At 35.9% G+C, this 23,222-nt stretch carries 20 protein-coding genes and 1 pseudogene; 6 read left to right on the top strand and 15 right to left on the bottom strand.

Annotated features, from left to right (window positions below; genetic code table 11):
* Window positions 1-51 precede the first annotated feature (51 nt).
* Window positions 52-930 (bottom strand): AraC family transcriptional regulator, encoded by an 879-nt coding sequence (locus CHSO_RS19420; protein ID WP_045499759.1) that lies wholly within the window; start codon window positions 928-930, stop codon window positions 52-54.
* Between the two features lie 302 nt (window positions 931-1,232).
* Here CHSO_RS19420 and CHSO_RS19415 point away from each other — a divergent pair, with 302 nt between their 5' ends.
* Window positions 1,233-2,414: an MFS transporter gene (locus tag CHSO_RS19415; protein ID WP_084221034.1), complete on the top strand. Its 1,182-nt coding sequence runs from the start codon at window positions 1,233-1,235 to the stop codon at window positions 2,412-2,414.
* An 87-nt stretch (window positions 2,415-2,501) separates the two neighbouring features.
* Here CHSO_RS19415 and CHSO_RS19410 read toward each other — a convergent pair whose 3' ends face one another.
* The 6 genes from CHSO_RS19410 to CHSO_RS19380 form a co-directional block, all read right to left on the bottom strand.
* Complete coding sequence (locus CHSO_RS19410; RefSeq protein ID WP_045499753.1) at window positions 2,502-5,291, bottom strand: reprolysin-like metallopeptidase; 2,790 nt, start codon at window positions 5,289-5,291, stop codon at window positions 2,502-2,504.
* A gap of 342 nt (window positions 5,292-5,633) precedes the next feature.
* Window positions 5,634-6,152, bottom strand: coding sequence for a hypothetical protein (locus CHSO_RS19405; protein WP_045499750.1), 519 nt, complete (start codon window positions 6,150-6,152; stop codon window positions 5,634-5,636).
* A 43-nt stretch (window positions 6,153-6,195) separates the two neighbouring features.
* Entirely contained in the window at window positions 6,196-6,912 is a 717-nt protein-coding gene (locus CHSO_RS19400) for a hypothetical protein (protein WP_045499747.1), read from the bottom strand.
* Window positions 6,913-6,933: 21 nt separating this feature from the next.
* A complete protein-coding gene (locus CHSO_RS19395; protein ID WP_045499744.1) occupies window positions 6,934-7,221 on the bottom strand; it encodes a hypothetical protein in 288 nt (95 codons plus the stop codon).
* A 3-nt stretch (window positions 7,222-7,224) separates the two neighbouring features.
* Entirely contained in the window at window positions 7,225-8,172 is a 948-nt protein-coding gene (locus tag CHSO_RS19390; RefSeq protein ID WP_144428988.1) for a hypothetical protein, read from the bottom strand.
* Between the two features lie 83 nt (window positions 8,173-8,255).
* Entirely contained in the window at window positions 8,256-9,236 is a 981-nt protein-coding gene (locus CHSO_RS19380; protein WP_045499734.1) for a YpdA family putative bacillithiol disulfide reductase, read from the bottom strand.
* A gap of 222 nt (window positions 9,237-9,458) precedes the next feature.
* Here CHSO_RS19380 and CHSO_RS19375 point away from each other — a divergent pair, with 222 nt between their 5' ends.
* Window positions 9,459-10,103, top strand: coding sequence for a hypothetical protein (locus CHSO_RS19375; RefSeq protein ID WP_045499730.1), 645 nt, complete (start codon window positions 9,459-9,461; stop codon window positions 10,101-10,103).
* A gap of 125 nt (window positions 10,104-10,228) precedes the next feature.
* Here the strand turns inward: CHSO_RS19375 and CHSO_RS19370 are convergent, their stop codons facing one another.
* From CHSO_RS19370 to CHSO_RS19335, 8 genes and pseudogenes are all read right to left on the bottom strand, one after another.
* The gene (locus CHSO_RS19370; RefSeq protein WP_045499727.1) at window positions 10,229-11,521 is read right to left on the bottom strand and encodes a glycosyl transferase family 1; all 1,293 of its coding nucleotides are present in this window, start codon (window positions 11,519-11,521) and stop codon (window positions 10,229-10,231) included.
* A 62-nt stretch (window positions 11,522-11,583) separates the two neighbouring features.
* Window positions 11,584-11,892 carry a GIY-YIG nuclease family protein gene (locus CHSO_RS19365; RefSeq protein ID WP_045499724.1) on the bottom strand — a complete coding sequence of 103 codons (309 nt, stop codon included), beginning with the start codon at window positions 11,890-11,892 and terminating at the stop codon, window positions 11,584-11,586.
* Between the two features lie 63 nt (window positions 11,893-11,955).
* Window positions 11,956-14,496 (bottom strand): YfhO family protein, encoded by a 2,541-nt coding sequence (locus CHSO_RS19360; protein WP_045499722.1) that lies wholly within the window; start codon window positions 14,494-14,496, stop codon window positions 11,956-11,958.
* A 31-nt stretch (window positions 14,497-14,527) separates the two neighbouring features.
* Window positions 14,528-14,758: a hypothetical protein gene (locus CHSO_RS19355; RefSeq protein WP_045499720.1), complete on the bottom strand. Its 231-nt coding sequence runs from the start codon at window positions 14,756-14,758 to the stop codon at window positions 14,528-14,530.
* A 108-nt stretch (window positions 14,759-14,866) separates the two neighbouring features.
* Window positions 14,867-15,916, bottom strand: coding sequence for a DUF6263 family protein (locus CHSO_RS19350; RefSeq protein WP_045499717.1), 1,050 nt, complete (start codon window positions 15,914-15,916; stop codon window positions 14,867-14,869).
* A 33-nt stretch (window positions 15,917-15,949) separates the two neighbouring features.
* Window positions 15,950-16,693 carry a 23S rRNA (guanosine(2251)-2'-O)-methyltransferase RlmB gene (gene rlmB / locus CHSO_RS19345; RefSeq protein WP_045499714.1) on the bottom strand — a complete coding sequence of 248 codons (744 nt, stop codon included), beginning with the start codon at window positions 16,691-16,693 and terminating at the stop codon, window positions 15,950-15,952.
* 105 nt (window positions 16,694-16,798) lie between these two features.
* Window positions 16,799-17,270 (bottom strand): annotated as a pseudogene (locus CHSO_RS19340) (DinB family protein).
* A 334-nt stretch (window positions 17,271-17,604) separates the two neighbouring features.
* The gene (locus tag CHSO_RS19335; protein WP_052480665.1) at window positions 17,605-18,942 is read right to left on the bottom strand and encodes a peptide-N-glycosidase F-related protein; all 1,338 of its coding nucleotides are present in this window, start codon (window positions 18,940-18,942) and stop codon (window positions 17,605-17,607) included.
* A 239-nt stretch (window positions 18,943-19,181) separates the two neighbouring features.
* Between CHSO_RS19335 and CHSO_RS25180 the strand changes: the two genes are divergently transcribed.
* From CHSO_RS25180 to CHSO_RS19315, 4 genes are all read left to right on the top strand, one after another.
* Complete coding sequence (locus tag CHSO_RS25180; protein ID WP_052480664.1) at window positions 19,182-20,483, top strand: hypothetical protein; 1,302 nt, start codon at window positions 19,182-19,184, stop codon at window positions 20,481-20,483.
* A 270-nt stretch (window positions 20,484-20,753) separates the two neighbouring features.
* Entirely contained in the window at window positions 20,754-21,758 is a 1,005-nt protein-coding gene (locus tag CHSO_RS19325) for an AAA family ATPase (protein ID WP_045502990.1), read from the top strand.
* A complete protein-coding gene (locus CHSO_RS19320; RefSeq protein ID WP_045499708.1) occupies window positions 21,758-22,213 on the top strand; it encodes a GNAT family N-acetyltransferase in 456 nt (151 codons plus the stop codon). Before CHSO_RS19325 ends, CHSO_RS19320 begins: the two co-directional genes overlap by 1 nt.
* Before the next feature lie 102 nt (window positions 22,214-22,315).
* Window positions 22,316-23,179 (top strand): DUF58 domain-containing protein, encoded by an 864-nt coding sequence (locus CHSO_RS19315; protein ID WP_045499705.1) that lies wholly within the window; start codon window positions 22,316-22,318, stop codon window positions 23,177-23,179.
* Window positions 23,180-23,222: the final 43 nt, after the last annotated feature.

Genomic DNA, 23,222 nt, shown 5'->3' with positions numbered 1-23,222 from the left:
ATTCGAAATGTAATGTATATCCTTAATGTCAGAATTAGTATCCCGAAATTCCTACGACTGAATATTTTCCGTTATTCTATACTCAGAAGGCGATACGGAAGTATGTTTTTTGAAAAAACGTCCGAATGCTGAGGTGGAATTGAACTGAAGCTCAAAAGCTATTTCAGAAATGGTAATGTCGGGATTTCCCAGCATAGCATAAGCTTCTTTCAATAGAGCTTCATCAATGACCTCGTGAGGAGTCTTTCCGCTGGCTTTTTTAATGATTTCGATAAGGTATTTGTTGGAGACACAAAGTTGATCGGCATAAAACTGAACTGTTCTATGTTGTCTGATGTTTTCCCGGATCAGCCGACTGAATTTAAGGTAGAGATCTTTTTTACCTTCTTCCTTATCAGAATTTGCAGAATGTTTCGCTTCTATAATTTCTGCAGTTTCCAGCAGAAGATTGAAAATAATGGTACGAACAATTTCCTCAGTGAATTTACCCTGTTTTCTGGATTTCTTTTTGAGATAGTTCAGTAGGTTTTGAAGCACCAAAGAGTTTTTGGGTGTAGTTTTTACAATGCTGTAGGAACCTTTTGAGAAGAGGTTCATTTTTTCGATGATAAAAGGATTAGAGATATTTTTGATCAGAAAATTTTTGTCGAAGAATAATAGTTTCATCATAAAATCATGACTCGTTTTCATGAATTTTATAATAGTAGACGGAGCAGCAACCAGAATGCTGTGGGTATCTGCCTTATATTGATGATGGTCAATTTCAACACTTACTTCTCCAGCAGTACAGATGCACAAGGCATAGTAATCCATTCTGAAGGGAGCCTCAGGAAATTCAAAAATGGGTTTTCCGGAGGAGATATAGTAGGATTGGCAGCAGTCAATACTGTAAAAAGAAAGAGTATCGTGCAAGTTCTCGTAGGTTACCATTCTTACGTATTGATTGATTTTTTATAGGTGTTTTTTTAAAAATTAGATTAAAAAACCTGTTGTTACTGCAATTTACGAATTTTATAAATGTTTTTAGGTCTTATGTATCAAAAATATTCGTTTTTATTAAGATACAGCCAATTGTTTGTTTTTATGAATGTTATTTATAAAAAAGGCTTAAAATAAAGGTGTTTGAGGCTATTTTTACCTAACTTTGCACTTTCAAATTTCCCCCAAATATTATTGTGAAACTAATAAACGTATACACGAGTTCTTTCAAAGGACTCTCGCAGGAGAGTTGGATGCTGGCGTTGGTAATGCTCATCAACAGGGCAGGTTCTATGGTACTTCCTTTTTTGGGAGTTTATATGACAGATCATTTACATTTTAGCATTGAGAATTCAGGAATTGTCCTGAGCTTTTTTGGAATCGGGTCGGTTATTGGTTCATGGTTTGGCGGAATGATCACCGATAAGATTGGTGAATATAGAGTACAGAGTTTGAGTTTATTGCTCAGTGTGCCTTTGTTTTGTATGATTCCTTTATTTGAAACCGAAGTTGGTTTAGCGGGAATTATCCTCGCTCAGAGTATTGTAAGTGAAACATTCCGTCCCGCAAACTCGGTGGCAATTACAAAGTATGCGAAGCCCGAAAATATAACCAGAGCTTTTTCACTGAACCGTATGGCCGTTAACTTAGGTTTTTCCATAGGTCCTGCATTGGGAGGAATCCTGTCTGCTATTTCCTATGAATTTTTGTTCTATAGTAATGCATTGGCTGCTTTATTGGCTGGCTTAATGTATATCTGGTTCTTTAAAGGCCGCGCAAAACTGGCTAAACAAGAAGCGAAAAAAGTAAAAGAGGCTATAGCGGTTAAAAAAGAAAATTCACCTTATAAAGATGGTAAGTTTTTGATTTACTGTATATTATGTATGCTGTTTTCTGTTTGTTTCTTTCAGTTATTCAGCACATTAACAATTTTTTATAAAGATACAGCACATTTAAGTCAGCAGAATATCGGTTATATTCTTGGCTATAGCGGATTCCTGATTGTTCTGTTGGAAATGGGGCTGGTACAGGTTGCGGAAAAGTATTTTAGTCTTGCGTTTACCATGCTGATAGGAACACTTATCTGTGGATTTTCTTATGCAATGATGGCTTTTGATTATAGTATGATTACTTTATTGGTTTCTATGACATTGCTTTGTATCGGGGAAATCTGGACACTGCCTTTTATGTCAACCATTACGGCACTGCGTTCTGGAGCCCATAATAAAGGAGCTTATATGGGACTGAACGGGATATCTTTTTCCATAGCATTTATCATTACACCTTATATAGGAACCCTGATTGCAGAGAAATTAGGGTTTAATACTTTGTGGATTGGAACCGGAGTACTGGCGACAGGGATTGCGGTTGCTCTTTATTTTGTCATTCCATGGATGCTTAAAGATAAAAAGAATGTGGAAGAAGATTGGGTTTAAAATGATAAGCCTTTTCTTACCCAACATACAAAACCCAACCAAATCATCTTTCGGTTGGGTTTTTCATTGAATATAACTATTTGAAGTTTATTTGATAATTACCTTTTTTGCTACTTTTTTGCCATCTACATTGAAGACCATAATATAGTTTCCTTTTGCAAAGCTGGTAAGATCTATACGAGTTTCATTGGTAATACCAGTCTGGCTGTGTACCAATCTTCCGGCAATATCAAAGATGTGTACCTCTGTAGCAGTATTCTTCTTCATCAGAACATTGAACTTGCCATTGGATGGGTTAGGATAGATTTGGAATCCATCTTTTTCTAATACCCTATCATTTACTGCGAGGGTAGAGATTGGTTGTCTGGTACAAAGTTCAATGGCAGCAGCATTTACTGTTCCGGAACTACTGTTTGCTGTAACATTGTTAAGAACATCAGAAGTATGTAATGCTTTTATAAGCCAGTTTCCATTTGGACTTTGGCCATAATATTTGCTTAGATCCAATCTTATAGGTTCTATATGTGGATTGGTTCCCAGATTATTGCAGTTCATGACCGGAGATTCTCCCTCCTGGTCAAATGTGGCTTTCAGTACATTGGTTCCTGAGCAGTTTCCAAGCCAGAATATCTGATTACCTTGATCTGTGGGACTTTTAAGTATTAAGGCTGATTCTTTAATATCAGTGTAGGTAAGATCCATGATGATATTAATATCCTCAATCAAAGTTGTATTGGCAACATTGATATTAATATTGGCGGGAGAACCCGGGCTGAATGCAAATGTCCCATCAGCCGGATATTGAGTACAGTTCATGGTGATATTGTAATCAATAGCGAAGGCAGGACTTGCCGCATAATAGATGTTTCCTACAGATTCTACAATGATGAATGCTTTTTTTGAAGGGGTAGAAGGAATGGTAATCATTTCCTCTCCATCGTTAGCCGTATTAGAAATAAGCGGAGTGAAAGTAGTTCCCTCATCCGTTGAAATTAAAATATTAACAGACTGAGTATTGATGGGAGCTGCGTTGGTGCCGGCCACATTCCATTTTAAAAGATGCGTGGATCCGGATGAGTAATTCTGATTTAATGATAGGGATGTAATTTTAAATGGACCGGTGCTTGCATCTACATTTACGATGGCTTCATCTGTTGCCGTCTGTCCACCACCAGTAGCATTATCTCGTACCAAACTTATGAATTTCATACTTCGGGCCACGTCAGAAGTCATATTCCAGGTACTGTATAAGCTGCCTTCAAGAACTTCGTTAAGCGGTGGGAGGTATCTTGTAGGAATTGAAGTAGGTGGGTATACCCTGAAATTAGGGGTTGTAGCAGACATGCGGTCCGGATAAGAATAAACACCATTTGTTCCTGAGCCTGCAGGATTGGGAGGTGAGATATCAGCTTCCTCCCATGAATAGGTTAGGGTGTTATTATCGGGATCACTTGCTATAGCTGTTAGTTTGAATGCCGTTCCCTTAGGTATCGTATAGTCAGGACCTGCATTAACGATAGGAGGATTATTAGAAATATCCGTTGTAGCCGCACAACTTGTTGTTTTGATATAATTATTGATTTGACTGATGCTGTAATGTAAAAACTGATCACTATGCTTATTTGCAACATCATGAGTTCCTGTTACCCCTGGATATCCCATGATGGTAGTTCCACTTCCTGGCTCTCTGTTGGCCCCGGTTTCAGGTGCAGTGGCACTACCATCACCTTCAGGGCGTGAAAAAGTATGATTGGCTCCATATTGATGTCCCATTTCATGCCCAATGACCATGGCATACACAAAACCTTGTGGCCCTGTTCCATTTACGGGGCCTGCATAGGCAGCTCCTTTGCCAAGAACGATCTTGTAACCAAAAATTGGAGCCGGAGTTATCGTTGCTCCTCCATCCACACATACTGCTTGAATTTTTCCAGCATTTCCACCACCTGTTTGATTGGTGAATAAGACACCAATATCATAATTGGCCTCTCCTATGGTTTGTGTAAGAGTTTTTTGAAGCTGAGAATTTAAGTCATCACCTGTAAGAATCCCCAGAATTGGGATTATGGGAACTGTATAAGGGTCTGTGGCCTTATTCAGGAAAATGATTTGGTCATTATTGTTGATAAGGTTCATATGAATGGACAAATCTCTTTCATATACAGGATTGATATAGCTCATCAAATCATTGACTGCCGCCAAAGAATTGACGATGGAACCTCCATGAAATTCACTGAACTCTCCATCTACAGATACTGCCAAACGATAAGTCCTGAATTTCTTATCATTAGTGTTGTCAGTAGGGAAATTTTCCTTTTTATGGCTTGAACTGCCTTTACCTTCTTCCATTGAACAGCCAGGATTAATGGGATTAGGTAGCTGTTCGGGCACTGCTGGGCTTACCAAATATACAGAAGCATCCTTTGTTGCAGGCTCTATTACCACTGGTTTTTGATTGGAGAATAGAATCATCTTTATTCCCTTAGGTGATATGGAAAAGCTTATTCTTTTTTCGGAGTCTTTTACTGATACCCCTCGATAAGATTTTATCTCCGGAAATTTAGCAGCCAATTCTGGAGACATATTGGGAGTCTCATAGATGGTGTATTTTTCAAACTTTCCATCTAGTCCGGGAATGTCTATGATTACAGAAGACGGGGTAACTATTCCTGTTTTAGATACAGGTGCTGTTTGTAATACTGATTTCAATTGATTGATATCCAGTGTGTAGGTGTTAGAGTAATCAGCTCCGATGTTCCTTTTGGATTCAATTAAATTTCTTTCATTGACTTTTGTTTTTTTCCAGAAGCTCTGTGCGTACAGACTTTGGCCTCCTATGGCAGCAATAGCCAAAAGTAGGTAGATTTTTTTTTTCATGTTTTTATTTTTGGGTTCTTTTCGTTATTAAAATGATAATAACTTTGCTAAAAGTATAAATTTATCTCATATGTTTGAAATATTTTATTTTATGTTAAATAACTGATTGTCATTATTTTATGATTATTTTTTCGTTGAAAATCATATTGTATTAAAAAAATAGAATATTTATTTTTTATGAATAATAATTTTTTTTGAATAAAATCATAATTATATAAAATTATAAAGCAGCCCGTTTTTGAGCTGCTTTATAATTTATTTTGTAAAAGTTGGAAATAAATGGATGTATACTATTATAGGATTCTCTGTAGTAGAGTATTCAACAAATTTTTTGGATTTATTTTATATTCCTTTATCTCTATTGTAAATATCCTCAACGCTTCTGTGATACCGGTCATATACCATTTTCCATGGAAGCGTTGTGGTTCTTTCCGGTTTCCATCTTTCTATGATTACAGAACTGTTGCTTTTTTTTATTTCGTTTCTGCTGATAAGAACTCCTTTCCTTTTATCTTCTTTAAAATCAATCTCCTGAACATCCGGAAGATATTTTTGTACATTATTAATAAAACCTGAAAAATCCCTGTTCCATTCATCGGAGATTCTGATCTTTTTATTTTTCCTGTTTTTGATCCAAAAGGTAAGCCTGTTCAACCACCATGCATTTTCCTTTAGCTTAATGACCGGCGGCCGATTCAGATAGATAATAAATTCTGAATGATCATGGTATAGTATTTCAGAACCATAAAGAATCGTATCAATGGAATCCCAGGCAAAGAAATGAATTTCATCCAATATGGGAATATTGAGAATAAAACCTTCCCGGTTGAAGACCATTGTTCTTAATGTTTCAGTACTCATGAGTTTAAATTCAATTTTTTTGTTATCCCAGGTGGTTAAAAAGTTATATTTCGGTTGCCTGTTCTCTGTAATCTTTTAAACTACCGCTATCAGCAGAAGTTCCTTTGTCAAATATTTTGTAAAAGCCTGTTGTCTTAAGTTGTTTATTGTAAGGAACACCAATAGTTTTATTCTCTTTTTGGGTATACTTCACCTCATTTGCAAATTTGCCGTTTAGGAAATCAGATGATATTTTTTCGGTAAGTAAGAACTTTTCAAGGGATGGATAAAATGTATTAAAATCAATATGGTAATAATCATCAATTTTAATCATTGGAAATTCTTCCTGTTTAGGCTCAGGTAGGATTTTGTCATACCATTTAAGGGGCTGCTTTCTTATTACTTCGGGTTTTTTATTTAAAAAAATCCGATATTCCATCGTATGATATTCCCCGTCAAGAGGAGGGGAATTGATAAAGAAAATAGCTTCTATATCCCTCCAGTGAATGATGAGATCCTGAGTGTAGGTAACAATTGTAAAGCAGTCCTGATGATATAATAGTTTGGCTTTATACTTACTGATTTCCTCTGTATTGTTGGAAGTGGGAATTCCTTTGTTGATAGTATACAAAATAAAAAGCAGAAGGAAATTTACCATGAAAGCAGCTGAAATATAATACAAATTCATCTCATTTTTTACCATCAAAACAATAACCATAACTGCAATGATTAGAAAAATAGTGATGGATATATTTAAAATGATAATAGGATTAATTTTCATGGTTTTTGTGCTTGGTATGCTTTATTTGTATTTATCAATTCCCATCAATATATAAGAAATCATCAATACGATAATGATGAGAAATGAAATACTGATAGGCAAGAACCATAGCCCTGTTTTTTTTCCGGGATTAAAATATTTACATCTGAAAAGCACTAATATACCCATACTGAATAGAGCTAAAATATTAAACTCTATGAATGATTTAGGAATTTGCCCGTCTTCATATAAATAAGTATACCACACACGGCTGATTCCGGCCAGCTGTAGTATTGTAATGATAATAGGAATAATATTTATTGTACCCATGTTCTATTTTGTGAAAACTTTATACAGTTGTCTGTTATTTACAAAATACAATTGGTTGTTGATTGCATTAGGTATTGTATTCAATTTCGGATCGCTGCTTGACATTATTTTGAATTTCCCCTTCTGCCGATTCATAGATATATTGGTATAATAATACCCAGCTTCTACCATATGAGGGATAGCAAGAACATAATGATTTCCGCCGCCGCCCCATACCCAGAATTTACTCATCATGGCATAGTCGTATCCTTCAAAAATATTATTTTGGGGTGAACCATCTTCAAAAGGAGTGAAATGCCTTTTAAATTTTGGGCGTATTTTTTTGGCAGTGGGCTGTAATAGAGGATTTAAAAATTTATCCAATGATTCAGGAACATTCATTACTATCAATTGGTCCTGTCCTGTATGTACATAAAGGTCTCCTTTTTTCAGATTGTATGTAAATGGAATTTTATCTTTCGGGATATTATATGTAGTAGAAAAATAATTGATAAATAAAGAATCATTGGTCTGATTGATTTCATAGTCGGATTTTTGAGTGTTGATGTTTCTTAAACTATCTTCTCCTCTTTTATATCTGGCAGATTCGTCAATGGTTTTTATTTCCTGTTTTTCTAAAGTAATATCATTAAGTAATTCATATTTTCCTTCTTTATTTTCTACAATAAAAAAGCCATCACCATATACAAAAACATGACTTTTCATACGATGACTCATACCAGTGCGAGCAGAATAAAAACTTATACTGTCTCCATAATGGGTATAAATCAAGGTAGAATCATTATAGAAAATTTTATCGACCTCGCTTGCTATTGGTTGTACTACGATATTGGGATTAGAAGTGACTGGGAAAAGGGGAATATCCGGATGTTTATCCTTCCCATGTTCTTCTTTGCAACTCACTAACAGAAGAAGAAAAAAGAATCCCAAAAATAAACGGTTATTAGTCATATATTTTGTTTTTATACCTGCCTCTTCATCTGTATCCTCTGTTTTTTATAATGAGTCTGTATTTTTTTATTAAATAATTAAAATTATGAATGTTTTTCAGGATACTTAGACAGAATGGAGTTAACAATCATACTGGCATGAATCCTGGAATTTTCAATAAACCACAGGTGAGTATCTTTTCCTCCACAGACTACTCCTGCAAGATAGACATTGGGAACATTTGTTTCCATGGTTTCAAGGTTATAATATGGATTCAGACAATGACCATTCAATTCAATGCCTGCATTTTTCAGAAATTCAAAATCAGGAAGGTAGCCTGTCATGGCCAGAACAAAATCATTTTCAATCTCATGAATATGGTTGTTTTCATCTTTAAAGATTACAGAATTTTCTTTTACCTCTACCATTTCTGCATTAAAATGAGCTTTAATACTTCCTTCTGTGATCCGGTTTTCAATATCCGGTTTTACCCAATATTTTACACTTTTTGAAATTTCGGAATGACGGACAATCATGGTAACTTCAGCTCCTTTTCTATAGGTTTCAAGAGCAGCATCCACTGCTGAATTGCTGGATCCTACCACGACTACTTTCTGTCTTGCATACGGATAAGGTTCAGTATAATAATGTTTCACTTTAGGAAGTTCCTCACCTGGAATATTCATCAGGTTGGGAATATCATAAAACCCGGTGGCAATCACTACGTTTTTAGCCTTGTAAATTCCTTTTGTGGTTTCAATATCAAATATGTCAAGTGTTTTGGATAGGTTCAGCACTTTTTCGTAAAGGTGAATATTCAGATCCTTTTGTCGGGCAATTCCCTGGTAATATTCCAAAGCATCCTGCCTTCCAGGTTTGGGAGCCGTGGAAATAAAAGGAGTTCCATCAATTTCCAGTTTTTCAGCTGTTGAAAAGAACCTCATATACAAAGGATAATGGTATAGTGAATTAACAATGGTTCCTTTTTCTATGATTAAATAATTCAAGTTGTTTTTCTGGGCTTCAATAGCACAGTTGATGCCGATAGGGCCTGCTCCTATAATGAGAATATCCAAAATTTCCATATTCCAAAGGTACGATGTAATTGGGAAAAAGTATTCATTGGGGAGGAGATAATAGACATTTATATAATAGACGGATAGATGAGAGACGGGATGGTCTGAAAAGGAAAGCCGGAAACTCATACTTTTAGATTTGAAATGATTATAACCCTGTGTGCCTCACATCTCGCATCCCGCATTGGCATCAGTTTTGGTGCTTTTCTAGCTATTACAAAACTAAAAGATATGAAAAAACTATTCGTTTCAATCCTTATGCTGAGCCTGGTGGTTGCCTGTAAGAAAGAAGCAGGAAAGCCTGTTCCCAGCGAAATTGATACGGTTACGCGTGTAAAACCACTGGACAGTGCTGCAATGGCTAAGGAGAAAGTGAAGAAAGAAAGTGATATTAAAATGACTAATGATGAAGTTTTGAAGGCTTTAAAAGCTAAGGATTACAAAACATTAGCATCACTGATTCATCCTGAGAAAGGTATTACTTTCTCTATGTATGCTTTTGTAGACCCTAAAGCGGATAAACATTTTTCCAAAGAAGATTTTGAAAAATACCAACCCACAAAAACATTATTTACATGGGGAGCAAAGGATGGTTCCGGAGATCCCTATAAAGCCACCATCAACGATTATTTTGGAAAATGGGTCTTTGCTGCTGATTTTACTACTTCCCAATATTCGTTGAACAAATTTATTGGGGGTGGAAATTCATTGAATAATCTTGAAAAAATCTATCCTAAAAAAGATTTTACAGAAAACTATATTAAAGGAACTGAAAAGAATGGTGAAATGGATTGGAAAACAATCCGTTTGGTATTTGAAGAATTTCAGGGGAAATACTATCTGATTGCTGTGGTGAATGACCAATGGACAATATAAGAAGAGGGAAGCTGGAAGAAGCTTTAGTTATAAAAAATACTCGTGGTTTTCAATCATATTTTGAAAATGATAATTGTTTTTCCCTATTTCATAACTTCCTTCTTCCAGCTTCTAACTTCCTTTCCTTATAAAATATCAACCAGTTGCTTTGTTAGGTTTTTTCTTGAAAACTGTTCGATATGCTGAGTGTTTTTAGAGAAATTTCCGTTTTTCCAAAGCTCAAATTTTTCAAGGATAAATCTTTTTACCGTTTCGGAATCGTTATAGCTGAAATGTTTGCCGGCGTGGGTTTCTTCCAGTATTTTAGCAACATCAGCCTGATTAGGTCCAAATGAAAGAATCTGTTTTCCGGATGCCAGATATTCAAATATCTTTCCGGGGATAATTCCTTTTGAAGATTCATTAGGGAAATTGGTAATCAGCAGCATTTCTGACGTCTGCATTTCTTCAACCGCTTTGCCATGAGAGAGATATCCAAGATTCAGGATGTGATTTTTCAGACTGGAATTTTCAATAGTATAGAGGATCCTGTCATCAATTCTTCCTACAAACTTTAAGCTGAAATGCTTTGCAAATTCTGCATTTTCCTTTATCAGTTCATCCAGAGCTTTCCAAAGATTCTCAGGATTTCTAAGCTGCTCCAGTACTCCGATATAGCTTAACACAAAAGATGTATTGGTCTCTTTTTGTTTTGCAGCTTTCTCATTGGAATCACTCTCATCAAAACCATTGGTGATACAAATGGCGTTGGCTCCAGCTTTTCTGAAATGATCAGCATCTGTATAACTTGTGGCCAAAGTAATATCAGCATTTTTGAAGACAGCGCTTTCCAGTTGGCGATGCTTTTTGTCTGAACTTTTGGTAAGTTTCAGATGTTTATAATAGGAAATCTCTGTCCATGGATCACGGAAATCTGCAATCCATTTTAAATTTGGTAATTTATCTTTTAAGCCTAATCCAATCAGGTGAAGAGAGTGGGGTGGGCCTGAGGTTACGATGGTGTCAATCTTATTTTCCTGTAAATATTTTTCCAGAAATTTAATAGATGGTTTTACCCAGAAAACTCTGGCATCAGGAATGAAAAAATTGCCTCTTACCCATATCGAGAGTTTGGATTTCCAGCTTTGGTTTTTTCCTACATCAAATTGCCCGGCCTTGAATTTTTTGTTGCTTTTATTAAGCTTTTCAGCCAGTTGATAAGGCTCCCATATTTTTGTTCTTACGATTTCAATGTTTTCAGGAACATCCTTCATCAAGGTTTCATCCATCAATGGATAACTTGGATTTTCCGGGGTATAGATCACCGGTTTCCAGCCAAAATCCGGTAGATATTTGGCGAACTTCAGCCATCTTTGAACACCAGGACCTCCCGCAGGAGGCCAGTAATAGGTGATAATCAATATTTTATTTTGTTCCATTTTTTATGAATCGTCTATTATTCATTTGTCATTCTGAACGAAGCGAAGCGTAGTGAAGAATCTCATTCTATCTCTTCATTCAGAAATTTCCAATCGGAATTAAATTCTGTAATTAAGGTTTCTTTTTTTTCTCTGGTCCAGCCCTTTATTTGCTTTTCTCTTCTTATTGCGGTCTCAATGTCATCAAAATGTTCAAAATAAATTAAATAAAAGTATTTAAATTTTGATGTGAAACTTCTATCAATAGCTTCTGGATGTTGATGCCAATATAATCTGCTTTTCAAATCATTGGTAACTCCTGTGTATAGTACTGTTTTTATTTTGTTGGTCATTATATAAACATAGTAATTATGAGTTCCTAATGTTTTCATTTTAATTTGAGATTCTTCATTGCGCTATGCTTCATTTAGAATGACAAAGCGCAATGTTTAAGATTAGGCTTTCTGTTCAACTAAAGTTTCTTTTTTCTTATTCTTATTCATCCAGAACATTCCAAAGGCTGCCAGGGCAATAAATAATCCGAAGCTTAACAAAGAGATCCATTTTCCTTTTTCAATCACTTCCGGCTCAAATACCATTCTGATGTGATGATTTCCGGCAGGAACATGTACGGCACGAAGTAAATAATCTGCTTTAATGTAAGGAACCTCTTTTTCATCGATAAGAACTTTCCAGCCGTGAGGATAATATACTTCAGAGAAAACAGCCAATTGAGGGGTCTTCGACTGAGATTTAAATTCTAACTCGTTAGGTTGGTATTTTGTTAAATTGATAAACGCAGTTGAATCTGCCTGAACTGGTTTATTGCTGAAATAAGCCTTATCAGAAGAGGCAATCACCGCTGTTTTTTTGTTGTCGATTTCCCCGATGTATTTAATTTCCTCGTTAGGAGTATCTACAAACTTAAGATCGCTTACGAACCATGCATTTCCGTTCGCTTTAGGATTCGGAACAACCTGAGGCTGATCCGGGCCTCCGAAAACCATGTATTTTGCATTCAGTAAGTTTAATATTCTTGGCGTTTTTACAGTGTCGGTATTGTTGATATACTCATTGAGTACATCATCATATCTTCTCAGTTTTACAGCGTGGTAACCACCAATAGAGGCTTTAAAATAAGAGGTATTTGTTTCACTGGTAACACCAAGGGTTTGGTTGTAAATTCTGTAGTGAGCTTTATCTTTATCTGCAATGGTCTCTAAGGTTTTATTGATATTTACATTAGATAAAATGGATTCAAGATTTGGATTCCCCTGTACTTTTTCAGCTAATAAATCTGAACTTTCTGTCTGGAAAGGATTTTCTGCAAAGATCTTGTCTACATAATTTTCGTCATTTAAATAACGTTTGTTCACTGTCCACAGATCAAATAAACTTACCAAACCAATCACTACCAAAGCAATGTTAGGATTAAGTTTTTTCTTTAAGCTCAAGAATAGGGCAGCAGCAGCAATAGCTACATACATAAACGCCTTTAAAGCATCTGCTTTGAACAGTTTATATCTCTCATCTACTAAATAATCCAACAGGAAAGGTGGGAAATAGGTCTTCTCACCTGCTGTAGAAAATCCTAGTAATGATTTACCGAAGATTAAAAGAATTAATAGTAAGCCTAATGTTCCGCCACTTACATACATCAGGATTTTCTGTTTGTATTCTTCAGTCAGTTTTTCATCTGTGAAGAATCTGTATAATCCTATAATAGCGATGAGAGGGAATAATAACTCTACTACCACAAGGATAGAAGATGGTGCTCTGAACTTATTGTAAAACGGAACGTAATCAATAAAGAAATCAGATAACGGCATAAAGTTACTTCCCCACGCCAGTAAGATAGTCAGAATAGAAGCTCCTAAGATCCAGTAACGGTATTTTTTCGATGCAAAAAAGAATCCTAACAGGGCAAGGAAACATACAATAGCTCCCTGATAAGCGGGGCCTGAGGTTCCCGGCTGGTCTCCCCAATACGTCATTCCGCTGAACCCTTTTGAAATTCTGTCCATTTCAGCCTGTGAACCTACATTTTCCTGAACAAGCTCCTGTACCTTGTTCATCATTTCCTTAGCTTCTGGTTCCTGGCTTCCGCCACCCATTAATCTTGGAATGAAAAGGTTTAGTGTTTCCAGTTGCCCGTAGCTCCACATCAACATACTTTCCTTATCCATTCCGGATTTTCCTGAAGTATGGCTGTCATTGGTTAAGATCTGTTTTCCACGAACGGTTTCTTTTACATATTCAGAATTGGCCATGATTCTTTGGGAATTCATTCCAACCCCAATAATACAAGAAGCTGCGATGATTCCTGAAGAAATAAGGAAGTGTTTCATCGGAGTTTTTTTCTGGATCGCTCTGATTAATTCAGAAAGGAATAAAAATCCTAGAGCTAAAAACAGATAATAGGTCATCTGTGGGTGGTTCGCTGCAATTTGAAGTCCCATAAACAGAGTAGTGACAATGAATCCCCAGATGTATTGTTTTCTGATATAAACCAGTAAAATCCCTGCTAAAAGCGGAGCGAAATATTCAATAGTATTTACTTTACCATTATGTCCCGCAGCAATAATGATATAGAAATAAGTGGAAAGCCCAAAGAAAGTGGCGCCCAATAAGGCATACTTCCAGTTTCTGACCACTACCATTCCCAAAAGGAAAAAACCTGCAAAAAGCAGGAAGAGATAATTGACCGGTCTTGGCAGGAAATTCAGGTTGCTGTCGATTTTCTTAATGATGTCCCCTTTAAACTGGCTACCCATCTGATAAGTCGGCATTCCCCCGAACATAGAGTCACTCCAATAGGTTTCATTTCCTGTGTTAGCTCTATAGTCTAGAAGTTCTTTTGCTCCTCCTCTGTATTGCACAATATCATGCTGGAAAAGCTGTTTTCCTGAAAATACAGGAGTTGAATATAAAAATGCTAAAACTATAAATACTACTAATGAAACTGCAATATAAATTAAGTTTTTATTTTTTGCCATGCTGGTTATTATCTTTTATTTCTTGGATTTTTTACCTTTTACCATTACTCTCTTTTACCTCTTCATAATCTACGGTTTCCGCATCCCATTTAAGGTTCTTATTGTTATTCTTATTCGAGTTGTTGATATCTTGCTTTGAATTATTTTGCTGTTGGTTATTGAACCTGTAGCTGTAAAATGTCTTAAAAAAAATTCTTTTCAGAATATTCCAGACAAAGAAAATAATAATAGCGGACAGTACTAACTCAAGAATGTACTTCATAATAAATTATATTTAAGATCTAAAAAAGTTAAAAGTTGTTTGTTGATAGTGCTTTATCGGTTACAATAAAGCACTCAAATTCTAAAACTCTCAAACCCTCAAACTTATTTACTTTGCAGAAGGGTTTACCATTACAGAAGAATTGGAAACACTCTTCATAGATTGAGATTGTTTTCCGTCTGAAATAGTTTCTATCTGCGTCGTTTTTACGTTGATGTTTTGGTTGGTAATCCATCCTGTACTTTCGTCAAATTTGATGGTTCCGTTTTGAGCAAGTTCACTGCTCATGCTATGGGTGATAGGTCCCTGAGCTTTCTTTTCAGTTTTCTTAGGAATTCCTCCGCTTACAGCAATTTCAGCAGTTCCGTTCCCAAGGCTTTTTAAAACATAGTTTGAAGTTACCTTGATGGTTCCGCTTGGGTCTGCATTTTCAGAAGTTGTCCATTTTTCACCTACTTTCACCCCTTTTTTAGGAATGATGGAAAGGTTTTTACTGAACTGGTCTTTCAATACTTTCTCATTAAAAGACTGCTTAAGACTTGCTACAACGCTTGCTCTTTCATTGGCATCCTTAATTAAGGGTGTAAGAGCTGTTGTTACTTTGGTATAAACAGCATCAAAACCTGTAATAGAAATCACATTTCCTTTTGTATCCATTTTCATATCAAGCTTATTGCTGGTAAGCGCTTTGTTGATATTCCAGATCATTTTAAGATCATCTTCTTTCGGAAGAGCTTGTTTAGTATCTACCACAACTGTTTTACCCTGTGCAGACTGAGAGCTTCTTTTAGAAACCAGGTTAAGCGTCATTTCATAAACGTTTCCTTTGATATCATTTACAGTGAAGTTCATTTCATCTGTAGATTCTGCAGTTGCTGTGATGGATTTCCCCTGAGGATCCGTCATTGTTTTTACGTCTCTCTGGTAAGTAGTAAGAGGATATGTTTTCCCTTTTTCAAGTTTGAAAGTCTGAGTAACGATTCCAGCAGAGTCTCTGATAGCAGGATTTTCTGCCACCTTTGCAACAGAATCAGCAGGAACTTCTACGGTTACTGTTTTTCCTGTTTTAGGATCTACTTTTGTGATTTTTGCCGTTTCTTTTTTACAAGATACCAGAGCTATAGATGATAATAGCGCTATTGCTGCTATGTTTTTCATTTTTAATTTTTTTAAGTGTTGTGTGTTATCGAATTAATTTATTTTCAAACTCTTCTGTCTCACCGCTTCATAAAGGATGGCTCCACATGCTACGGAAACATTCAGAGATTGAGTTTTTCCTTCAATAGGAAGTTTTATTTTTTCGTCAGAATGATGCAATACTTCTTTAGAAATACCTGTTTCCTCATTTCCCATAACAATAGCACATGGTTCTGTGAAGTTTACATCATAGATAAGTTTCTGAGCTTTTTCAGATGCTGAAAATACAGTAATTCCGCTCTGTTGAAGGAAGTCTACTGCATGAGCAAGGTTGTTTTCCTTACAGATCTTAATATTATAAATAGCACCTGCAGACGTTTTAATGGCGTCAGAATTGATAGGAGCTGCTCCTTTTTCAGGAATAATAACAGCATCTATCCCTACACATTCTGCCGTTCTGCAGATCGCTCCAAAGTTTCTTACATCTGTAAGTCTGTCCAGAATCAACAGGAAAGGAGTTTTACCTTCCTCAAATAATTGTGGAATAAGATCCTCCACTTTATGAAACGGAACATCCGAAATAAAAGCAACCACACCCTGGTGGTTTTTTCTTGTAAAACGGTTCAGTTTTTCAATCGGAACATAATTGGGACGGATTTTATTTTTCGCTAAAATCGCTTTTAGTTCAGCATAAATAGGACCTTGAAGTGCATTTTGCACAAAGATCTTGTCAATCGTTTTTCCCGCTTCAATTGCTTCAATCACGGGACGCAGCCCGAAAATAAAATCGTCTTTCATTGATTTGTATAAAATTTTATGTTTAAGGTTATCCGGTTCCAGGGTTGGAGATCCGTGGAGATTGTACCACTTCTAGCTTCCAGCTCCCTTTCTTCCAGCTTCCTACTAATATTTTTCTCCTAGAATTGCTCTTTTTTGAGACATTACATACCCGTAATGTAGGCTTTCATGCATATTGTTAAAGATAATAGCATCCTGAATGCTCTTCAGATCCATCCCGAAACTTGTGGTATAAGGAGTGTAGTCTGAAAAGAAGTCGCTGTCATAATCCTTCATTAAGATTTTAGAGGTTTCTGTCAGTAAAAACTCCAGATCTTCTACCTCAGATTTTTGAACATTTAAGTTGGGTAATGTTCCTTTTTTGTACGTTTCAACCCAATATTTATCAATACGGAAAGGGTTTCCGCTTAAATAATAATGCAAAAGCTGCTGAGTAGCAACGGTGTGGGCGATATTCCAGTAAATATTGTTGTTGAAGCCATCCGGAATCAGCAGAAGATCCTCATGAGAAGTGTTCTGCAGGATATCTAAAAAGGTTTCTTCTTACCTGTCTGTGTGCTTGAAAATGATAATTCATTTTGCAGAAATTTTAATCACCAAAAATAGTTTAATAAACTGAAAATGACAATTTTTTGGGGAATGGATTAAAGTAAAAGTTCTATAATGCCGGAAAAACGCATTATTTATTATTTTCTTTTTACGGGAAAATTTGATGGGATCATAATGGGTTTTAGAAAATTTAACTTCTCCTTTTTAGATATTTATCAATTTTTATGAAGCTAAAAACCCTCCGATGATTTTTGTCAAGGGAAGGCTTTTTATTATTTTATTAACTGTTTTTTATGAATTATTTTATCCTTTTTAAAGAGATTTTTAAGGAAGATTTACTTTCCTGTTCTTATTGAAATTGATTATTTTTTGATGACTTTATGCTTAAAAGTGGTTCCATCCTTCAAAACAATATTTAAAAAATAAATTCCAGTACTGTATGATGAAAGATTGATTCTGTTTTCTCTATAAACTTCAGCCAGTTTTCTTCCATCCATACTGAAAAGGGTCATGGATGTGACATCTTCTTTCGATTTTATATTGACAAAATCAGTAGTAGGATTAGGATAGATATTTACATCTATTGTTTTTACCTCCTCTACATGTAAAGAGGCATTGCTTTTCCCCTGCATATAAACAGATAAAAATACATCACCATCCTGTCCATTAAAAACAGCAGTAGGGATTGTATGTTTTAAAGTGTGATTTCCGGCAGTCATAGAGGGTAAAGTAAAACCTCTGATAGGAACCGAGTTGCCCGGGCACCAGTTGTTCCATGAAGTCCATTGTGCAAAAGTTGCAGGAGTAGTTTGATAGATTCCGTTACCTTGTGTATTATATGCTCTGAAAGGTTCACAGGAAATTCCACCTGGAGTATAGGTCAATACCTGTACATCATCTATATAGGTGTAGTTTTGTCTTCTAACATATTCTTCACCACCTGCACCAGCTCCATGCGGAGTGGAGATTACAAAAAAGCGAGCATTGGTGACAGCGGTAGGAAGATTGAATGTGACAAGTCTTACTGTTTCTCCTGGAGTATCAGTACTGTTGTAGTTGTTGAGTTTATTATAACTTAATATAGGAACCAATGTATTGTAATCTGTAGGAGTGGCTCCTACGTCAGTTGAGAAGAAAGTCAGGTTTCCTGAAAAAACATCAATTCTATTTGCACAGCCTGCAACTTGTGTCTGTGCAGCATAAGGTACTCCAAAAACATCAAGTTCCATATACATATCATAAGCATTTCGCAGTTCTGTATTATGAAATACGCTGTACAGATTGCTGATGTCATAAGTGAATGGGACTTCTATTGGAGCTCGGTTTTTATTCATGAAGGGAGTGATGTAACGGGCTGCTTCAATTCTTTTCACATTAGCGTCATTCATAGTATAAGTAGGTTGGTTTTTAGGAACCAGAGCCAAAAATACCTCTCCCAGACGATCGTAGTTATCACATAGTGCACCTATGGTTACTCTCATGGCAATTTTTGCCTTAAAAGAGTTCAATTCTGCATCTGTAAGTTTTCTTGCATATTTTGTATTGCCCAGCCTGATCAGGCCAGAAGGAACGGGTTCAGTGGTGGTATTAGCATAACCATCATAGTATACAGCATCTGAAATCAAATTCGTCACAGTGGTTGTCTGTGATTTGAAGAGGCCTGTAATGAATAGACTTGCAAAAAATAGTCTTTTATACATATCGTTGATATTTAATGTAAATATATTAAAATATGTATTAAAAATAACGGTTATTTGTTTTTGTTTTTAAGTTAATGGTTATTTTGTTATTGAATGTTTAAATGTTTTATTTAAATGATGGGATTTGTACTAAAAGCATTCATCTTAATTAATAGATATGATTGAATAATTTTTTTTATTACAATAATCAATATTTTATTGTTAAATTAGCATTGTATTCAATAGTAATATTATTAATAATGAAAAGAATTTTACTTTTAGCTCTGTTCTTTGTAGTGTTTGCAGTTAATGCTCAGATCAATATCAATATAGGTAGTGGAAGTGTGGGCTCTGCACCAGTGAGCAGTTTTTTTTCTTACTCTTATGTTCAGCAAATCTTTCCTAAACAGGAAATAAATGCCAGTACTGCTGGAAATATAACAGGTTTAACTTTTTATCTTGATCCATCAGCAACCATTAATGATTCCTCTAATTGGACGGTTTATCTCGGTCACACCCCAAAAGTATTTTTTGCATCCAATACAGATTGGGTTCCTGCCGCTCAACTGACTCAGGTATTTGCAGGTACAGTCAATAAGAATGGTAACAAGGTTGAAATAGTTTTTACAACTCCATTCGCTTATAATAATACAGATAACTTAGTGATTGCGGCAAAAGAAAATTCACCAAGTATCGACATTAATAATTTTGATGAGGTTTTTCGAGTTTATCCCTATTTACAAAATTCCACTCTTGTTTATAAAGGTGATCGGAATGTTGTTGATCCTGCATCTCCACCAGGTGGGATAAGAGTAGATTATAAATCTGCAGTAACTATTTCTGGCTTAGCGGCTAACCTTACTCCAGGCTGTCCATTTGTAATTTCACCTGCCAATAATGCGCAATTTGTTCCTTTGTCACCTAGTATTAGCTGGCAGTCTGTGATGGGAGCAAATTCTTATAGGATATCTTTAGGAACAACTCCTGGCGGAACGGAAGTTATCAACCATCAAACTGTAAATGGTGTAGGTTATAATCTCTCTCCATCTATTGTTCTTAATAATGATACTAATTATTATTTAAAAGTAACTGCTGTATCAGCTAATGGAGAATCTTCCGGCTGTGCAGATTATACTTTTAAAACAATTCCTCCAATACCTGTAAATGATGCATGTTCCGGAGCTTTGCAGGTTTCTGCATTTCCTTATGCTTATACCCAGGCTGATGGAATGTCTTCCACTAATAATAGCGGATTTATTTTAGCATGTGCTAATGATGGGATGAATGATGGTTTATGGTTTAAATTTACAGGAGATGGCAGTCAGTATACCATTAAGGTTGCTCCTGCAGCAACTTCTTTTGATCCTAAAATAGGAATCTATACTGGAAATTGTAATAGTTTGGTTTGTGTAGGAACACAAGATAATGGTGGCGGAGGCTCTGCTGAAACAAAGACTATTACAACCACTGCAGGAACAGAATATTATATCAATGTAGGATCTTATGAAGATTCAGTAGATATGCCGGAAGGTGCATTTACAATAAACATTACAAAACTCTAATCGCTTTATATAAGTTTCCATTGTAAGGAAGCACTAATTAATAAAAAATGTTGTGATAATTATTTGTCACAACATTTTTTTATAATGAATTGAATGATAATATAAAAGATTGAAATATTACAATAGAATTATCACAGTAGAATGCATTTTGAATTCAAAAATGTTTGTTAAACCTGGAATATTTAACAAACTTTAACTCAAATATGGCATTCATTATGTTGATTAATGCAAGTATTTATCAGAAATTTACCACTTATTTTAAATCAAGCTATGTCAGATACATATCAAGCCGAGGATCTCCGTCAGTTGACGGAAAAAGTAAAAGAAAAAAACTACTTATTTTCTCTTCTGAGACAGGAAATCAACAAGGTGATTATTGGGCAGGAATACATGGTAGACCGTCTATTGGTTGGGCTTTTAGGGAATGGCCACGTGCTTCTTGAAGGAGTACCGGGACTGGCAAAAACCCTGGCGATAAAAACCCTGGCAGATGCAGTTCATGGAGACTTTTCAAGAATTCAGTTTACCCCGGATTTACTTCCTGCAGATGTAGTGGGAACCATGATTTTCAATATTAAAGACAATGATTTTTCTATAAAAAAAGGTCCGGTATTTGCGAATTTCGTTCTTGCGGATGAGATTAACCGTGCTCCTGCAAAAGTACAGTCTGCGCTTTTAGAAGTGATGCAGGAAAAGCAGGTAACGATTGGTGACGAAACCATGAAACTTCCAAAACCATTTTTGGTACTGGCTACCCAGAACCCGATCGACCAGGAAGGAACGTATCTGTTGCCGGAAGCACAAAGTGATCGTTTTATGCTGAAGTGTACCATTGATTATCCTGCTTTTGAAGATGAAAGACAGGTGATGAGAATGGTTTCCACTTCCCATCAACCCACAGTGAAACCGGTGATTGCACTTCAGGATATTGTTGATGCAAAAGAGTTGATTAATCAGATCTATTTAGATGAAAAAATAGAAAAATATATTCTGGATATGGTTTTTGCAACCCGCTATCCTGAAAACTACGGATTATCTGAACTTAAAAACTATATCAGTTTTGGAGCTTCTCCAAGAGCATCCATTAACCTTGCTATTGCTTCAAGAGCCTATGCGTTTTTAAAAGGAAGAGCTTTTGTAATTCCTGAAGATGTAAAAGCATTGGCCAAAGATGTACTGAGACATAGAATGGGCTTAACCTTTGAAGCAGAAGCAGAAGAAATCACAACAGAAGAAATCATTAACAGAATTTTAGCAAAAATCCAGGCGCCATAATGAGTGATGTTATAATCAGAAAAGCAGTTCAGGAAGACTGTGCTTCCATGTTGGAATTAATTAAAGAGCTGGCAGAATATGAAAAAGCATTACATGAAGTAACGGTAACTCTGGATGAGTTTACGGAAGATGGATTTGGGAACTCTCCGGTTTGGGGCGCTTTTGTTGCAGAATTGGATGGTGAAATTGTAGGGATCTCATTATATTATGATCGATATTCAACATGGAAAGGGAGAAGACTTTATCTTGAAGACCTGGTAGTCACAGAAAAAATGAGAGGAAAACAGATTGGGAAACTTCTGTTTGATGCCACAGTGGAATATGGAAAATCAAATGCATACAGCGGAATGGTTTTTCAGGTGTTAAACTGGAACGAACCAGCCATCAGTTTTTATAAAAAATACAGTCCAAAGTTTGATGACGAATGGTTGAATGTGTCTATTGAGTTTAAGTAGGAATTAAAGCATGAGGAAGTAGGATATGAATCCCGAAACTCGTACCCCGATTCCGAAAAAACTTAAACCCAAAACTTTCAACTTTAAACATAACAATCCTCTATGCAGATAAAAGATATTGTAAAAAAAGTAAAGCAGATAGAAATCCGTACCAGAAAGAAGACGGAGGCTGCTTTAATGGGGCAATATCACAGTGCCTTTAAAGGGCAGGGGATGACTTTCTCGGAAGTCCGCCCATACCAGTTTGGTGATGAGATAAGGAGAATCGACTGGAATAAAACAGCACGTTTCCGTGAGCCATTTGTAAAGGTAATGGAAGAAGAAAGGGAATTGACCATGATGCTCATAGTAGATATTTCCGCCTCTATGAATTATGGAACAAAAGCTCAGCTGAAGAGAGAATATGTTGCAGAAATTGCGGCCAGCTTAGGATTTTCAGCAGCTGGAAATAATGATAAGGTAGGATTGATTCTGTTTGCTGATAAAGTATATAAAGTAATTCCTCCTCAAAAAGGAAGAAAACATATTCTTTCCATCATCAGCAATATTCTTACGGCAGACTATGTTCCGGCAGAATCTAAAATAGATAAGGCGATGGAATATATGATGGGGATTTTTAAAAGAAAATCTTTGGTATTCCTGCTTTCAGACTTTCAGGATGAATATGACTCTAAAATGCTGAGAGTGGCATCCAAGAAACATCAGCTGTTAGGAATGAGGATTTATGATGAAAAAGACAATGAAATTCCTGATGTAGGGTACACCTTGCTGTATGATGTGGAAACAGGAAAAGAAATATGGGCCAATACTTCCAGTGCAAGATGGAGATATACCTTTGCAGAAGCTCAGAAACAGAAATTAAGAGCGTTGGAAGAAGATTTTGCCAATAGTTCGGCAAGTTTTATGAATGTAAATACCGGTTCGGATTATTCAAAATTGTTGTATAATTATTTTCAGAAAAAATAACGGTGGGTTTTGCCCGTCAATAAAACATCAGGCATTAGCCTTT

It is taken from the genome of Chryseobacterium sp. StRB126 (assembly GCF_000829375.1).
Lineage (GTDB): Bacteria > Bacteroidota > Bacteroidia > Flavobacteriales > Weeksellaceae > Chryseobacterium.
The sequence above is the reverse complement of the archived record's forward strand: the minus strand, read 5'-3'. Positions and strand labels throughout refer to the sequence as shown.

Excerpts from the sequence above, each read along its gene's own strand:
- CHSO_RS19420 (WP_045499759.1), bottom strand. The coding sequence starts at position 930 with ATGGTAACCTACGAGAACTTGCACGATACTCTTTCTTTTTACAGTATT.
- CHSO_RS19415 (WP_084221034.1), top strand. The coding sequence starts at position 1,233 with ATGCTGGCGTTGGTAATGCTCATCAACAGGGCAGGTTCTATGGTACTT.
- CHSO_RS19410 (WP_045499753.1), bottom strand. The coding sequence starts at position 5,291 with ATGAAAAAAAAAATCTACCTACTTTTGGCTATTGCTGCCATAGGAGGC.
- CHSO_RS19405 (WP_045499750.1), bottom strand. The coding sequence starts at position 6,152 with ATGAGTACTGAAACATTAAGAACAATGGTCTTCAACCGGGAAGGTTTT.
- CHSO_RS19400 (WP_045499747.1), bottom strand. The coding sequence starts at position 6,912 with ATGAAAATTAATCCTATTATCATTTTAAATATATCCATCACTATTTTT.
- CHSO_RS19395 (WP_045499744.1), bottom strand. The coding sequence starts at position 7,221 with ATGGGTACAATAAATATTATTCCTATTATCATTACAATACTACAGCTG.
- CHSO_RS19390 (WP_144428988.1), bottom strand. The coding sequence starts at position 8,172 with ATGACTAATAACCGTTTATTTTTGGGATTCTTTTTTCTTCTTCTGTTA.
- CHSO_RS19380 (WP_045499734.1), bottom strand. The coding sequence starts at position 9,236 with ATGGAAATTTTGGATATTCTCATTATAGGAGCAGGCCCTATCGGCATC.
- CHSO_RS19375 (WP_045499730.1), top strand. The coding sequence starts at position 9,459 with ATGAAAAAACTATTCGTTTCAATCCTTATGCTGAGCCTGGTGGTTGCC.
- CHSO_RS19370 (WP_045499727.1), bottom strand. The coding sequence starts at position 11,521 with ATGGAACAAAATAAAATATTGATTATCACCTATTACTGGCCTCCTGCG.
- CHSO_RS19365 (WP_045499724.1), bottom strand. The coding sequence starts at position 11,892 with ATGAAAACATTAGGAACTCATAATTACTATGTTTATATAATGACCAAC.
- CHSO_RS19360 (WP_045499722.1), bottom strand. The coding sequence starts at position 14,496 with ATGGCAAAAAATAAAAACTTAATTTATATTGCAGTTTCATTAGTAGTA.
- CHSO_RS19355 (WP_045499720.1), bottom strand. The coding sequence starts at position 14,758 with ATGAAGTACATTCTTGAGTTAGTACTGTCCGCTATTATTATTTTCTTT.
- CHSO_RS19350 (WP_045499717.1), bottom strand. The coding sequence starts at position 15,916 with ATGAAAAACATAGCAGCAATAGCGCTATTATCATCTATAGCTCTGGTA.
- rlmB (WP_045499714.1), bottom strand. The coding sequence starts at position 16,693 with ATGAAAGACGATTTTATTTTCGGGCTGCGTCCCGTGATTGAAGCAATT.
- CHSO_RS19335 (WP_052480665.1), bottom strand. The coding sequence starts at position 18,942 with ATGTATAAAAGACTATTTTTTGCAAGTCTATTCATTACAGGCCTCTTC.
- CHSO_RS25180 (WP_052480664.1), top strand. The coding sequence starts at position 19,182 with ATGAAAAGAATTTTACTTTTAGCTCTGTTCTTTGTAGTGTTTGCAGTT.
- CHSO_RS19325 (WP_045502990.1), top strand. The coding sequence starts at position 20,754 with ATGTCAGATACATATCAAGCCGAGGATCTCCGTCAGTTGACGGAAAAA.
- CHSO_RS19320 (WP_045499708.1), top strand. The coding sequence starts at position 21,758 with ATGAGTGATGTTATAATCAGAAAAGCAGTTCAGGAAGACTGTGCTTCC.
- CHSO_RS19315 (WP_045499705.1), top strand. The coding sequence starts at position 22,316 with ATGCAGATAAAAGATATTGTAAAAAAAGTAAAGCAGATAGAAATCCGT.